Origin of the sequence: Algoriphagus ratkowskyi, assembly GCF_002150505.1 — a bacterium.
GTDB classification, from domain to species: Bacteria; Bacteroidota; Bacteroidia; order Cytophagales; family Cyclobacteriaceae; genus Algoriphagus; species Algoriphagus ratkowskyi.
The window spans coordinates 1-15,294 of the sequence record NZ_MSSV01000018.1; the positions used below are offsets into that span (position 1 = coordinate 1).

Sequence of the window (15,294 nt, forward strand, 5' to 3'; positions counted from 1 at the left end):
CCTTGAATTTGAAAATTGATCATTGAATATTTTTTAACCGCTGAGGTCGCAGAGGCCACGCAGAGGACATAAAAGTCCTTGTAAATTGATTCAAGTAAATTGAGTTTTTCAATAACGTTGCGTCGCCGCGCCGTTGCGAGAGACTGATTCCGAAAAGCTATGTACTTCTTTGTCAATTGAATTTGGAAATTGATCATTGAACATTCCAAGTAAATTGATTTTTTCAATAACGTTGCGCCGCCGCGCCGTTGCGAGAGACAGATTACGAAAAGTGGGGAAGACACATTTAAAAAAAGACGCTTCGCCTACCGTATAAATGGAGAGAATTTAAAAAGCTTCATGAATTATTTCTATCTGTAAATCCGCTAGTTTACCAGTGAGCAGATATAAGCATTTTAGAATAGGGTTAACTCTGATTTTTAGGCCAATTCGGTCACCTTCATCCAGCCTTTAAAGCAAAGGATTATAGCTTACTGGCATCATTGAGAATAGTCATATAATTCTATTCTAACTCAGTACGCATTCTCATCGCCCGAAAAAATTGTTTTCGCGGTGATCCAGATTAATTTCAGATCAAATATTACACTCCAATGTTTAATGTAATACATATCGAGTTTGAATCGGAAGTAGATGGAATTTGGAAGTTCGGTCTCACCTCTATACCCCTTAGCCTGAGCCAAACCGGTGATCCCAGGTTTTACTAAATGTCTATTTTCATAGCCTTCGATAATTTTGGAATTCTCTTTATTTTGAGCCAAAATCAAAGGTCTGGGTCCCACTAGTGACATATTTCCATAAATCACATTGAATACTTGTGGTAATTCATCAATACTGGTTTTTCTTAAAATCCTCCCCACTTTTGTGACTCTAGGATCATTTCGCGTGGCTTGCTTGAGATCATCTTTATGAGAAATGGTCATTGATCGAAATTTGTAGCAGTTGAACATGGAGTTGTAAATTCCTCCACGACTTTGAACATAAAAAATTGGACCTGGTGAATCGAGTTTAATGAGTAAAGCTACAATAGGGAATAGCCACCAGCCAATCACGATCATAAGACCTATAGAACAAAAAAGATCTATGAATCGCTTTATGCTCAGATTATACCAAGTTAGCTTTTCAGAAACTACTACTTCGCTCATTTCATGTGATTCAATAAAACTTGAAATATTGTCGAGCTCGTCTGTTTTAGATGTTTCCCTAGTGTTTGATGATAGTTTCAAAAGCTGTAAAATAACGTGAACTTGAGAATGTAAAGATCAATATAATTCTAGTTTTAACCAAGGCAGAGGGTTAGTATATGCGTTCAAACTAAAATAGTTATTGACTAATTAAAATAATAGATTCAATAGTAATTTTGCTCATCTATGATTTTCGAAATGTGGATAGGGATAGTACGAATTGCCCTGAACTAAAATCAAATTTTATTAGGTTAATACAATTAACTGGTAGAATTTCTCTCTTCTAGAATACCTAAATGAAATATGCTCTTTAGTAAATTTAAATCTGAGAACTCATCATTATTTATGGCTTAATGTGCTTCAGAACAAAGAAGTTACATGGCAAAACTATGCTTGTATACGTGGAATTAAGGGAACTAGGGGAGAAAGCGTTTGAATTTCTACGGCAATTATAAAAGACGAGCTATCTGCTGTCTTTAAATCAGTTAGCTGTATTCTAGTTTTGAACAGATCATTAGTAAGGTAACCTTGGAAAATTCATAATATTATAAGAATATTTAACATAAATTTAGGCTTAGTTTAGAAAAGTGTTTAATTTGCAGCCCATTTAGTTATTAAATTAAGGGTCTTTATCTGCGCTATTTGAAAAAACTTATACTATGAATTTTTTAACCCGGCTGAAAATCCTTCCTAGGTGGATAATCGCAACTCTTGACTGTTTAATTCTTTTTTATTCTGCCTTGTTTGGGTATTTAGTTCGATTCAATTTTGAGCTAGTTTTAATTGAACAAAATGACGCTTTTGCCGGAAGTTTTACCTTCATGGTAGGAGGTTTGCTGGTGATGCATATTACCCGTAGTTATGAAGGGATTGTTCGGCATACAGGTTTTAGAGATGGTTCTAATATCTTCAAGACAGTATTAATCAATTTCATCCTCTTCTTGTCCTTAAACTTTTTCCATGGTAGCTACCTCAATGATAAATTTTTGCTGCCTACATCGGTCTTGATTATAGCGAGTCTTTCATCAATCTTCATGCTGATTCTTTATCGACTGCTGGTAAAAGAGTTGTTTGTTTATTTGAAGAGTGGGATTTTGGTAAAGGAGCTCAAGAACGGGATAATTTTTGGAGCTGGAGAAGCAGGGATTATTGCTCAGGAAGCGATCAAGCGAGATAGTAATATCCTATTCAATACTGTTGCATTTTTGGATGATGATCCGAAGAAGGAAGGAAAAAACATTGATGGAAAGCGTATTTACAAGGGCTTAGGTGACCTTGAGAGATTGGTGACTCAATTTGGAATCACTGAATTGATCATAGCAGTGAAACATCTTACCGTTCAGAGAACGAACGAAATTATTGATGAATGTCTTCGATTGAAGGTTTCTGTTTCGATAGTTCCACCTTTGGATCAATGGATCAATGGCGGCTTGACTGCTGGAGCGATTCGCGAGGTGAAAATCGAGGACTTACTTAGTCGTGAACAAATCATTTTGGATAATCCTAGGATACAGGAAGACTTACAGGGGAAAGTTATTCTGGTGACAGGAGCAGCTGGTTCAATTGGATCTGAGCTTTGTCGACAGATATGCCATTATGAACCAAAGCTACTTATCCTATTTGATATTGCAGAGTCGGCCTTATATGATGTAGAGCAAGAGTTTAAAGAAAATCATGCGAATTGTCCTATTAAAATAGTTCTTGGTGATGTAAGGAATAGAAAGAAGGTGAAGGAAGTATTTAAGGCATACAAGCCACAGGTAGTTTTTCATGCAGCTGCATATAAGCATGTGCCAATGATGGAGAAATACCCTGAAGAGGCAATTCAATCTAATATTCTAGGCACTAAAATTTTGGCGGATATCTCGGTTTTAGCTAAAGTTGATAAATTCGTTTTTGTATCAACAGATAAGGCAGTGAACCCTACGAATGTAATGGGGGCTAGTAAAAGAGCTGCTGAAATGTATGTGCAAGCACTGAATGAGTATCTTGAAAGAAATCATAAAAGTTATCACACTAAATTCATAACCACACGGTTTGGAAATGTATTAGGATCTAATGGATCTGTAATTCCATTGTTTAAAAAGCAGATTCTGCACGGAGGTCCGATTACTGTGACACATCCAGAGATCACCCGCTATTTCATGACTATTCCGGAAGCTTGTCAGTTGGTTTTGGAGGCAGGAATTATGGGTGAGGGAGGTGAGATATTTATTTTTGATATGGGAGAGCCTATTAAAATTCTTGATCTAGCTAATAAGATGATTCAGCTTTCTGGAAAGAAAGTAGATCATGATATAAAAGTTGTTTTCTCAGGCTTGAGAGATGGTGAGAAGTTATATGAGGAGCTGTTGAATGATTTTGAAACAGTTAAAATCACCCACCATCCTAAAATCAAGATAGCTCAGGTGCAGCCATCTTCTTATCACAAGATCAATGGTCAAATAGAACTTTTTATAGAACTAGTCATAAAAAATTCTGAAAACGAAATGGTTTCTCATTTGAAAGTAATAGTTCCTGAATTTATATCTAATGCGTCTAGATTTGAGGTGCTGGATAGGATGAATTAATTTTTTTAAAGCCACATAGCGCTTAAATAAAACACTAAACCTCAAGCTTAATCAGTAATTAGAAATCACTGACAATTCATACTTTTTTGTCTGAGGAGGTAGCTTTATTATTTATACTAAAGTAGCTCAAGTGGTATTTCACTTGAATAAAAATTACCGATGACTGATCACTGCTACTGTAGCTATTAAACTCTTATCTTTGTCCAGTCAATTTTAAGGATAAAAACCTTACCTCATGAAGAAAGAATTCAATTTACAGTTGAGCCCTGAAGAGGCTTATGATCCCACGATTTTTCAGGAAGTTGTGCTGAGAAAAGCAGGACTTCCTATAGATTCTACTGAGGTAGTAGCAAGGCAAGTAAAGCGGTCTATAGATGCAAGAGGCAGAAGTGTAAGAGTGAATGTACAGGCTGAACTTTTTGTCAAAGAAACTCCTCCAGCCCTTTTGGATCACCAAGCTGAATATAAAAATGTAAGCAATGAAGATCCCATAATTATCGTGGGCGCTGGTCCAGCGGGACTTTTTGCAGCACTTCGTGCGATAGAGCTGGGAGTGAAGCCAATTGTAATAGAACGGGGTAAGGATGTCAAGGCACGTCGACGTGATCTAGCTGCTATCAACAAAGAACATATTGTAAACCCAGATTCCAATTACTGCTTTGGTGAAGGCGGTGCTGGCACCTATTCAGATGGCAAACTTTATACTCGATCCAAAAAACGTGGAGATATTCGGAGAATCATGGAAATACTGGTGGCACACGGTGCTACTGAAGAAATTCTCGTCGATGCACATCCACATATTGGAACTAATAAATTACCAAAACTAGTAGAAGACCTTCGTGAAAGTATCAGACAATTTGGAGGAGAGGTTCTGTTCGAAACTCGAGTGGAAGATTTCATTTTGGAAGGGAATGAGATGAAAGGTGTAATAACTCATACTGGTGAGAAAATCACTGGAAGAGGAGTAATACTTGCAACAGGTCATTCTGCGCGGGATATTTTTCACTTACTGCACAAAAAAGAGATTACAATTGAAGCTAAACCTTTTGCGCTAGGAGTTAGAATTGAGCATAGTCAGAATCTCATCGATAGCATTCAATATCACTGCGGTTTAGATCGCGGTCCTTACCTTCCTGCTTCTGCCTACTCACTTGTCCACCAGACAGAGTTTGAGAGGAAACAACGAGGAGTTTTTAGTTTTTGCATGTGCCCAGGAGGGTTTATAGTTCCTGCTGCCACTGCACCTGGAGAATTGGTAGTGAATGGGATGAGTCCGAGTAGACGTGATGGCAAGTTTGCCAATTCGGGAATTGTAGCTTCCGTAGAATTGGAAGATTTGCCTGAATACCAAAAATTCGGGCCTTTGGCAGCTATGGAGTTTCAGGCAGACATAGAGAAAAGAGCCTGGGAAGCTGGAGGTAAAACCCAAGCTGCTCCAGCGCAGCGAATGGTGGATTTTGTAGAAAAACGTGTGAGTTCTAGTCTGTTGGATACTTCATACCAACCAGGATTGAATTCTGTGGAAATGAGGAATGTGCTTCCAGCATTTATTTCAGAAAGGTTGGCAATGGCTTTCAAGGCTTTTGGTCAAAAAATGAAAGGATACTACACAAATGATTCTCAGTTGATCGGGCTTGAAAGTAGGACTTCCTCTCCAGTTCGTATTCCCCGTGATCGTGAGTCATTTGAACATGTTCAGATCAAGCGACTTTACCCATGCGGAGAAGGAGCTGGATATGCTGGTGGGATAGTCTCGGCAGCGATGGACGGTGAAAGATGTGCTGAGCGATTGATAGAAGCTTACGTGAATTAATGTCAGGGTACGGTTGAATAATTATTCACCGTACTATACAGAAGCCTCTTCCAAGCCTAAGAATTAGCTGGTTCACAGTTCGTGAAGCGAACGGTGGTGCAAATTCTAATACGACGTATTTGTGTGGTCTGTGGAGACACAGTCCACGGCGAAGGCGATTGATAGAAGCTTACGTGAAGTGATTCAATATTCCGTTCGTGACGACACTATGGAAGTCAAACATCACATCATTCGTGATACACCAACATTGGCGAATGTGGTAGGGGCGAATTATTATTCGCCCATTCAGCCAAAGTCCCTTCAGAGATGAACTATGGGTAGCCTGGGGTTTTAACCCCAGGAAAGATAAATCAAGATGCCATGCCTCGGTCCACCAAGTTGTTTTGGAAATGATCGCTTGTACCGAGGAATGGAATGCTAAGCTTTCAGATAATTTATCATCATTCGCCCATTCAGGCAAAAACACCTATCTTCCTTACAACCAAAAATCAACCCAAAATCAGCCACAAAAAAAGAGGTAGTACGATACGTGCTACCTCTTTCTTGTTTCTGGGATTATAAAATCTTAACCTAGCCAAGCAGACCATGGGATTCTGCTAAGAATCAGAACTAGTCCAATAGCATACATCATATAAATGCTTCTGAATCTTCCACGTGATGCACCTGGCTTTTTTGCTTTGATATAGCCAATACTGATCAACACAATAGCAATAATATTAATTAAAGGATGCTCAAGGGCAACCAATCTTGCTGCTGAATCCGACATTGCAGAGCCTGACTTTAACATTTCCAAACCTAGCGGGCTGACGAAGTAAAGGATCAATCCTACCAATAATTGTATGTGAGAAAGCACAAAAGCAATCAATCCGATTTTTCGATCTTTCTCCGTGAATTCCCGGTTAGAAAGAGAGCCAATAAGCATGTAAATAATCACCACTATCAAAGCTAGTAATGCTAGATATGCGATTGCCGAATGAAGATGTTGTAGTCCTGTGTACATGTTGTGTTTTTATTAGTAAACGAAAATAAGGTAAAAGACTTTAACTGCTAAATATAAACTACGAATTTACTCCACAAAAAGCACTAAGCCCTTTAGGTATTCAGTTTCTGGATGGAAAATATTGATTGGATGATCAGCTGGCTGAGTTACTTGATGAAGAACTTTAACTTTTCTCCCACATTCAAGGGCTGCTGCTGTCACCGTATTTCGGAAAAGTGCTTTGTCTACAACCTGGCTACAAGAGAAGGTGAAGAGGATCCCTCCAGATTTGATTTTCTTCAATGCCTCAGCGTTTAATCGCTTGTAAGCTTGCACTGCATTATGTCTAGCCTTAAGATTTTTGGCAAAAGCAGGAGGATCCAGCACGATCACATCATAATCATCGCCTATTTCACGAATGTATTTAACCACATCAGCTACCTTCGACTCATGCTTCCCAGCGATCTTAGGATTATGCTGGATGTTTTCTTCTGTTAGCTCTATAGCTTTGGAGGATATGTCCACAGAGTGAACTTCAGATGCTCCTTCTTGTAAGGCCAACACAGAAAATCCTCCTGAGTAACAAAAAGTATTCAATACCTTTTTTCCTTTAGAGTAGGAGGCTAGCAACTTTCTGTTTTCCCGCTGATCGATGAAAAAGCCTGTTTTCTGACCTTTCTCCCAATCGATTTTATAAGTAGCTCCATATTCCTGAACCAAGTCTGTCTTAGGCTCTCCGAGTACCCACTCGTTTGAAGTGATGTCTAGATTTTTCGGTAGAGTTTCCGCACTTTTATCATAAACACCCGAAATTTTGTTTCCATAGGTGTTTTTTATTGCTTGAGCGATTTCTTTCAGATGTGTATGCATCCCGATTTGATGGGCTTGGATTACGGCCGTACCATTATAGAAGTCCACGATTAAGCCTGGAAGCAAATCTCCTTCACCATGAACCAATCGATAGACATTAGTTTCTTTATTGTCTGCAAGTCCGAGGCTAATTCGTAATGAGAGTGCTGAAGCAATTTTCTCATTCCAAAATTCCTGGTCGATTGCTCGTTCTTCAAAGGAGATAATCCGAACCATAATGGACCCTTCGGAATAGTGTCCTATACCCAGAAACTCATCTTTCGAAGAATGAACGGCTACTAATTGTCCGTTTTCTAGGTCAGCATCTTTTTGAAAAATGGCGCCAGAAAACACCCAGTGATGTCTTCTTTTTAGAGAAATTTCTTTGCCGTGTTTGAGTAGTATTTTAGGATAGTTCATAGCTGACTTGGGGTTTGTTAGGGAAAAGCAAGCTTCCAGCCATCATCGCAATGGCACTTGCAAGCAATCCGTAAATGTGAGAAGATATTTCTGGTTCCAAATTATCCACAACCAGGTAGGTAAGCATACCGATTGTCATGGAAAGGATTGCACCAACTTTGGAAGATTTTTTCCAGTAAAGTCCCGTGGTGAGTGGGACGAAAAGTGAAACGAGTAATAGGATAGATGCTCCAGCCACCAGCTCGTAAATATTGGAATCTTGAAGAGCCATGGATACGGAGATCAGTGCTACACCAAGTACACTGAATCGTAAGATCCACAGAAGATGTTTATCAGTAAGTTTTTCTTTAAGAAGAGGCTTGATTAAGTTTCCCGAGATCAATGCTGCCGGAGCCAATACCCCTGAACTAGCCGTACTCATAATCGCAGAAATCAATGCTCCGAAAAAGATGATTTGTACTGGTAAGCCTCCATGTGCCAAAACCTTAGATGGCAACAGCATTTGTTGGTTTTCCAGGTAGAGTTCTGGGTACAGGACTTTTGCGCCAAGCGCAATAAAAAGGGGGAGAAGGCCAAAAGTCAGGTAAAATCCTCCAGCTAGATAAGTGGACTGTACTGCGACTTTTTCGGATTTGGATGACATCACGCGCTGGTAAATGTCCTGGCTTGGAATACTTCCCAACCCGAGGATAATCCATGCTCCGAAGTAGTTTATCCAGGAATTGAAGCCCGGGTCTGGGAAGAATTGGAAGCTTTCCGCAGGAGCAGATTCCAAAATAACGTCGATTCCTCCAGCCTCCTTTGTCACTAGCACTGCTACGACGATCAGTCCAAGAACAATCATGATAGTTTGTAGAAAATCTGTAATCGAAATCGCCCACATTCCACCAAGGAAAGTGTAAATCACAACTATTCCAGCAGAAACCAAAATTCCCTCCGTAATACTCAAACTGGTAACTGTACCGAAGATTAGACTGAGCGCGACCAGCTGAGCAGCAACATAGCCAAAGAAAACCGGAACCATAAACACGGTGGAAAGAAATTCAACCTGATTGCCATAGATTTTTTTGAATACGTCTCCGATGGTCAGTACGCCCATACGGTACATGGGGCGGAGGTAAAACATGCCAAAAAGTATCAAGCAAAGTGCTCCGCCGAAAGGGTCTTCGATTACTCCCTGAAGACCTTCTTCTAGATAAACTGAAGATGCACCGAAAATAGTCTCTGATCCAAACCAAGTAGCAAATAAGGCGGATGCGGAAAGAAATAAAGGGAGCGAACGACCTGCTAATACAAAGTCATTCGATCCCTTTACGAATTTTGAAGCCCAAGCTCCGATGGCGATAGTAATCGCTAAGTATAGTATGATCGCAGTTAGTAGCAACGATTAGATGTTATGACTTCGCATACATCTTCTCTCTGAGCTCTTTAATTTCTGCACTTTCCAAATAGGCTTCGTAAGGCATCCTTCTGTCTATCGTTCCGTTTGGAGTGAATTCCACAATTCTATTTGCAGATGACTGAACAAATGCGTGATCATATGAAGACATCAAGACCGTTCCTGTGAATTCGATGATTGCATTGTTGAAGGCTGTGATCGATTCTAGGTCCAAGTGGTTGGTTGGTTCGTCCATTACCAAAAGATTTGGATTCTGAAGCATCATTTTGGACACCATACAACGAACTTTTTCACCGCCAGAAAGTACTGAGCATTTCTTCAGGGATTCCTCACCGGTGAAGAGCATTCTTCCTAAGAATGTTCTCACGTAAGCTTCTTCTTGGTTTCCTGAAAATTGTCTTAGCCAATCAATCAGAGAAATATCTGTTTTGAAGTATTGCGAGTTGTCATTTGGTAAATAGGCCTTGTTGATCGTTACTCCCCACTTGATACTTCCTTTGGAAGCTGGAATTTCCTCCATGATTGTTTGGAAGAATTTATTAACTGCCTGTTTGGTCTTCGAGATAAAAGCAATCTTGTCGCCTTTGTCTACCATCAGATTGACATCTGTGAAGTAAGTCACTCCATCAGCTTTCAACTCTAGGTTCTCAGTCATGAAAATTTGATCACCGGCTTCTCTTTCAGGTTTGAAAATTATGCCAGGATATTTTCTCATCGAAGGCTCAATCTCATCGATGTTCAGCTTTTCGATCATCTTCTTTCGTGCCGTGGCTTGCTTAGATTTGGCGACGTTGGCAGAGAATCTATCGATAAATGCCTGCAATTCTTTTCTCTTATCTTCAGACTTCTTGTTGGAATCCGAACGCTGCTTTAATGCAAGCTGGGAAGATTCGTACCAGAAGGTGTAGTTACCAGAGTATATTTTGATTTTCCCGAAGTCGATATCCACAATATGCGTAGATACTGAATCTAGGAAGTGTCTATCGTGAGAAACGACAATCACTAAGTTTTTGAAATCAAGTAAGAAGTTTTCCAACCACTCAATAGTAGCTGCATCCAAATCATTGGTAGGCTCATCGAGGATCAAAATGTCAGGATTTCCAAAAAGTGCCTGTGCTAGCAATACGCGGACTTTCTGATTACCAGCCAAGTCTTTCATTTGCATGTAGTGTAGGTCTTCGGTAATTCCCAGACCTGAAAGCAACGCAGCTGCATCAGACTCAGCATTCCAGCCATCTATTTCCGCAAAGTCAGCTTCCAGCTGAGAAGCACGCAATCCGTCTTCTTCTGTGAAATCTTCCTTCATGTATATGGCGTCTTTTTCCTCCATGATACCATATAAGATTTTGTGTCCCATCAGCACCGTTTTCAGCACTTCTATTTCATCAAAACCAAAGTGATTTTGGCTCAAAACAGCCATACGTTGTCCAGGAGTGATGCTGATAGCACCACTCGTGCTATCCATCTCACCTGCGAGGATTTTCAAAAAAGTTGACTTTCCAGCGCCATTAGCCCCGATCACACCATAGCAATTACCAGGGTTGAACTTTAGGGATACTTCGTCGAAAAGTGTCCGTTTGCCAAATTTGAGCGATAAATTATCTACTGATACCATTCTATTTTTGTTCTTTTTTGAGGCGCAAAGATAGGGATTATATATTTGAAGACTGAGGGAATCAGAAGCTTTTGAAGAGGTGAGAATTGCCTTTTTGTTAGATGGGGCGCTTTATTTTAATCAGTTCCTTATATTGAGTTCTTATTGCGTATTAAATTCTAAATGAAGAGACTTTATCCTGTAATTTATTTGGTGCTTGTACTGCAATTTTTTGCACTTACTACTTATGGGCAAATATCTACGACGGGTAAAGAATTTTGGGTGGGATTTATGGATAACAACAGAATTCTACCAGGAGCGCCAGACCGGGCAATTTTGCAAATTGTAGCTGTTGAGGATGCTGCTTTTACGATAGAGTACCTTGGGCAGATTAGAAGTGAATCGCTAGTAAAAGGGGAGAGATTTACATTGACAGTCGATTCTCAAGGCACCGATTTGCATCATAGATTTTCTGGGACGGTTGAAAATAAAGGAGTTTACATTAGTTCCTCTGGAAAACTGGCAGTTTATGCTTTTAATGAGCGAATTCGAAGTGCCGATGGTACTGTGGTGTTGCCAGTGGGGGCTTTAGGGAAAGATTACCTGATTACCTCTCATTTCGAAAAACTCACACATCCAGTTACATACGATGGAAATGTGGATAATGAAAGTAGTTTATTGGTGATAGCTACAGAGGATGATACCCAAATAGAAATCACTAAAAGCAACGGGGCACCGCCTTTTTCCATAAGATTGAACAGAGGCCAAAGCTATCAGATCAAGGAGCGTTATGACTTAACTGGATCTAGGGTGCGCGTGATTGGTGATGATGCTAATTCCTGTAAAAAGATCGCTGTCTTTGGAGGCAATAAATGGTCTTCTGTGGGGGATTGTGGAGGTGCAAATGACAATCTCTTTCAGCAGGCATACCCAGTTACTACTTGGGGGAAATCATTTATTCATGTTGCTTTGGAAGGAAGAACATCAGGAGAACTGGTGAAAGTTTTGGCTTCTGAAGACAATACGGAAGTATTTGTAAATGGAGCTTCTAGAGGGACAATCAACAGCACTAAATTTTTGACCTTTAATTTTAATGTCAATCAAACGGTATCTATCACTACCTCTAAGCCTTCCTCAGTGACAGTTTTTTCGAAAAGTCAAGAATGCAATCAAATCGGTGATCCAAAATTTGAGCAAGGTGATCCATTTATGATAAGCTATAGTCCAAATGAGCAATTGCTCAAGGAAGTTGATTTTTTGGCGCTCTGGTTGACCTCAATAGAAGTGAATTATGTGAATATTATAGTTCCTGCTGGTGCCCAATCCAACACCGTTCTTGATGGAGAAAATATAGGTTCTTTATTTACTCAAGTACCGGGAAACCCTGCCTTTTATTATGCTCGCTTAAGTATTTCCAAAGGTGTGCATCGGTTGACAAATCCAGAGGGATTTATAGCTTATGTGTATGGTTTCGGATTTTTAGAATCCTATGGGTATGTGGTGGGTGCAGCACTTGATAATTTAAACTTTGAAATCAAATCTGAATATGATTTTGAGGTAGATGGAGACCGCATCGCCTGCCTCGACCATGAAGGGACTTGGAGTATAACTCCTGAAAGTGATGCCTTCACCTATTTTACTTGGGATTTTGGAGATGGCTCTGTTCTTCAAGAAGGTAAAGAAGTGAAGCATACATTTGAAAAACCAGGCATTTATGAAATCACAGTTACAGCTTCGCTTAGTGCTAACACCTGCGATCAGCAAGAAGATGAAACTTTCCAAGTAGAAGTATTGGAGTCTAAAGCCGAGATCATTGGAGAAAAGTCTGTCTGTCCAGATGTGGAGGAATTAATATATAAACTTGGAGCTCTACAGCATATTAAGTCAGTCATTTTTGAAGTGGAGGGAGGAACTATTGTGCAAGATTATGGAGACTCGGTTTTGGTAAAGTGGGGTGCGGCAAATCCAAATGCGAAAATCATTGCAAAGCTTTTAAGTACCAATGGATGTTTAGTTGAGCCACTTGTCCTTGACGTGGTAATCAATCAAATATTGGATGCTGGGGATCCAATCGGGAATCTTGATGTCTGTTTTGATCCACTTACTACTCATTTTTATTCTGTCCCAAACGTTTCATATGTGCGAGGATATGAATGGGAGGTGACTGATGGGTTGATTATTTCCGGAAAGGACCAACCAACTGTGGAAATAAGCTGGAATTCACCAAATGTGACTGGTACAGTAAGCTATAAGACCTACAGCTTGGTGGATCAATCCTGCGAGGGAACATCCTCTGCCTTGGAGGTTAATGTATCAGATGAATTTCTAGTGAGCGTTAAGCACCTGGGACATGACAAATGCTTTGGAGAAAACACTGGTAAAATAGATTTGGATATTAAAGGAGGAGTTGGTCCACTTAAGTTTATATGGTCACATGATTCAGGGCTGAATTCCGCAACGGCAGAAGGTTTGCCAGTAGGAACTTATTCGGTGACTGTGATCGATCAGTTGGGATGTGAGCGAGTGATAGAAAATCTTCAAATCACAGAGCCTTCTCGGTTGGCGCTTACTTCAATGAGTGTGGCTGGAGTAAGTTGTTTTGGGAAAAACGATGGCGTCTTGAATTTGGGGATCACTGGTGGATCCCCACCTTATCGTATTGAAATTGATGGGGAAAAAGTGTTCTCTAGTCAGTTGAATCTGTATGAAGTTCCTCAAGGAAATTACGATGTGATTGTTGTCGATCAAAATGGTTGTTCGATTCCACTTAGTTTTGAAATCACCAGTCCGGTGGCATTAGAAGTAGATGTAAGATTAGTTAAGCCTGCCTGTCCTGGCGGTAGCAATGGAGAATTATTTGCATTTCCTGGAGGAGGCAAAGCGCCCTATGTTTATTATTGGGAGTCGGAGAACGTGAATTCCAATACTATTATTGGTCTTGCTAAAGGAGCTTATACTATTTCCGTCTTGGATGCTTCAGGCTGTGTAAGCTTAGGAACTGGCCTAGTAACGGAAACAGCGCCTGATGTGCGAATGCCTACAGGTTACAATCCACTTAGAGATGGTGGCGTATTTCAGGGAGTATCCAATTGTGAACTCAATTTTTCTCTTTGGGTTTTTAATCGTTGGGGACAATTAATTTACAATGGAACTGAGGGATGGGACGGTTTGGTGAATGGGGGAGAGGCTCCCCAAGGGACTTATACATTTCTAATGCAGTATAGTTTTCCTTTAGAAGGGGAAATGCAGACGGTTGATAAGCGGGGAAATTTTGTTATGATTAGGTAGCTTGAATTAGTTGTATTCTAACGATGTTTTTTTGCCTTATTTGGCCTTAGATTTCCTTTTTTGTTGCGAATTTGTCGCTTTTTATACTAACTCTTCTCCTAAAATAAATCAATAATCGATGCATTTGGATAGTTTTGTCCAAGCAAACTTTTATACTGGAATGAAAAAGATTTTAATCACTGGAGGTGCCGGATACATAGGTTCTCATACTGCTGTTGAATTGGTGAAGTCAGGTTTTGAACCCATCATCATTGATGATTTGTCTAACTCCGATGTCAAGGTGTTAGATAGATTGGAAGAAATTATTGGTAAAAGACTTACTTTTTATAAGGGAGATTGTAGTGATCGAAACTTATTGGAGCAAATTGCAGAGGAGCATGAACTCGCTGGAGTGATTCATTTTGCAGCGTTCAAGGCGGTCGGAGAAAGTACAATGCAACCGCTGAAATATTATCAAAACAACTTAGGTTCTTTGCTGACAATCTTAGATTTTATGAAAGCCAAGCAAATCAAAGATTTGGTTTTTTCATCTTCCTGTACGGTTTATGGTCAGCCAGATGTTTTGCCTGTGACAGAAGCTACGCCTAGACAGGATGCAGAAAGTCCCTATGGCAATACGAAGAAGATCTGCGAAGATATTTTAATGGATTTTGTAAAAAGCCAAGCTGGTATCCGTGTGATTTCCTTACGTTATTTCAATCCCGTAGGAGCACATCCAAGTGCAAAAATAGGTGAGCTGCCAAAAGGTACTCCCGCTAATTTGGTTCCTTTCGTCACCCAAACTGCTGCTGGAATTCGTGAGAAACTCACAGTTTTTGGTGATGACTACGATACAGCAGACGGCTCATGCGTGCGTGATTTCATCCATGTGATGGATTTGGCAGATGCTCATGTAAAAGCTCTGGCGTATTTAGGAGAGCAGCAAGATTATTTCTATGATGTCTTTAATGTGGGAACAGGCAATGGAAACACAGTTTTAGAGGTAATTAGGACATTTGAAAATGTGAATGGTGTGAAAGTGAATTTTGAAATCGGTCCAAAAAGGGCAGGTGACATAGTGAAGATCTGGGCTGATACTGCCAAAATCAATTCTATCCTTAATTGGCATCCAAGTTATTCGCTCGAAGATTCATTGAGAGATAGTTGGAACTGGCAAAAAACACTTTAGTCTGACTGTAGTTTAATGTAAGTATCAAAGCTC

The 15,294-nt window shown here is 40.0% G+C and carries 9 protein-coding genes; 4 read left to right on the top strand and 5 right to left on the bottom strand.

Annotated features, from left to right (window positions below):
* Window positions 1-512: 512 nt before the first annotated feature.
* Window positions 513-1,142, bottom strand: coding sequence for a sugar transferase (locus tag BVH02_RS16755; protein ID WP_086502625.1), 630 nt, complete (start codon window positions 1,140-1,142; stop codon window positions 513-515).
* Between the two features lie 698 nt (window positions 1,143-1,840).
* Between BVH02_RS16755 and BVH02_RS16760 the strand changes: the two genes are divergently transcribed.
* The gene (locus BVH02_RS16760; protein WP_086502626.1) at window positions 1,841-3,751 is read left to right on the top strand and encodes a polysaccharide biosynthesis protein; all 1,911 of its coding nucleotides are present in this window, start codon (window positions 1,841-1,843) and stop codon (window positions 3,749-3,751) included.
* Window positions 3,752-3,986: 235 nt separating this feature from the next.
* A complete protein-coding gene (locus BVH02_RS16765; RefSeq protein WP_086502627.1) occupies window positions 3,987-5,564 on the top strand; it encodes an NAD(P)/FAD-dependent oxidoreductase in 1,578 nt (525 codons plus the stop codon).
* A gap of 565 nt (window positions 5,565-6,129) precedes the next feature.
* Here BVH02_RS16765 and BVH02_RS16770 read toward each other — a convergent pair.
* From BVH02_RS16770 to BVH02_RS16785, 4 genes are all read right to left on the bottom strand, one after another.
* The gene (locus BVH02_RS16770) at window positions 6,130-6,564 is read right to left on the bottom strand and encodes a hypothetical protein (RefSeq protein WP_086502628.1); all 435 of its coding nucleotides are present in this window, start codon (window positions 6,562-6,564) and stop codon (window positions 6,130-6,132) included.
* 66 nt (window positions 6,565-6,630) lie between these two features.
* Window positions 6,631-7,812 (bottom strand): class I SAM-dependent rRNA methyltransferase, encoded by a 1,182-nt coding sequence (locus BVH02_RS16775; RefSeq protein WP_086502629.1) that lies wholly within the window; start codon window positions 7,810-7,812, stop codon window positions 6,631-6,633.
* The gene (locus tag BVH02_RS16780) at window positions 7,799-9,196 is read right to left on the bottom strand and encodes a sodium:solute symporter family protein (RefSeq protein ID WP_086502630.1); all 1,398 of its coding nucleotides are present in this window, start codon (window positions 9,194-9,196) and stop codon (window positions 7,799-7,801) included. Before BVH02_RS16780 ends, BVH02_RS16775 begins: the two co-directional genes overlap by 14 nt.
* Window positions 9,197-9,206: 10 nt before the next feature.
* Window positions 9,207-10,826 carry an ABC-F family ATP-binding cassette domain-containing protein gene (locus BVH02_RS16785; RefSeq protein WP_086502631.1) on the bottom strand — a complete coding sequence of 540 codons (1,620 nt, stop codon included), beginning with the start codon at window positions 10,824-10,826 and terminating at the stop codon, window positions 9,207-9,209.
* A gap of 162 nt (window positions 10,827-10,988) precedes the next feature.
* On the opposite strand from BVH02_RS16785, the gene BVH02_RS16790 reads away from it, so the two are divergent.
* Window positions 10,989-14,093: a PKD domain-containing protein gene (locus tag BVH02_RS16790; RefSeq protein WP_086502632.1), complete on the top strand. Its 3,105-nt coding sequence runs from the start codon at window positions 10,989-10,991 to the stop codon at window positions 14,091-14,093.
* 160 nt (window positions 14,094-14,253) lie between these two features.
* Window positions 14,254-15,261 (top strand): UDP-glucose 4-epimerase GalE, encoded by a 1,008-nt coding sequence (gene galE / locus BVH02_RS16795; RefSeq protein WP_086502678.1) that lies wholly within the window; start codon window positions 14,254-14,256, stop codon window positions 15,259-15,261.
* Window positions 15,262-15,294 lie beyond the last annotated feature (33 nt).

Excerpts from the sequence above, each read along its gene's own strand:
- BVH02_RS16755 (WP_086502625.1), bottom strand. The coding sequence starts at position 1,142 with ATGAGCGAAGTAGTAGTTTCTGAAAAGCTAACTTGGTATAATCTGAGC.
- BVH02_RS16760 (WP_086502626.1), top strand. The coding sequence starts at position 1,841 with ATGAATTTTTTAACCCGGCTGAAAATCCTTCCTAGGTGGATAATCGCA.
- BVH02_RS16765 (WP_086502627.1), top strand. The coding sequence starts at position 3,987 with ATGAAGAAAGAATTCAATTTACAGTTGAGCCCTGAAGAGGCTTATGAT.
- BVH02_RS16770 (WP_086502628.1), bottom strand. The coding sequence starts at position 6,564 with ATGTACACAGGACTACAACATCTTCATTCGGCAATCGCATATCTAGCA.
- BVH02_RS16775 (WP_086502629.1), bottom strand. The coding sequence starts at position 7,812 with ATGAACTATCCTAAAATACTACTCAAACACGGCAAAGAAATTTCTCTA.
- BVH02_RS16785 (WP_086502631.1), bottom strand. The coding sequence starts at position 10,826 with ATGGTATCAGTAGATAATTTATCGCTCAAATTTGGCAAACGGACACTT.
- BVH02_RS16790 (WP_086502632.1), top strand. The coding sequence starts at position 10,989 with ATGAAGAGACTTTATCCTGTAATTTATTTGGTGCTTGTACTGCAATTT.
- galE (WP_086502678.1), top strand. The coding sequence starts at position 14,254 with ATGAAAAAGATTTTAATCACTGGAGGTGCCGGATACATAGGTTCTCAT.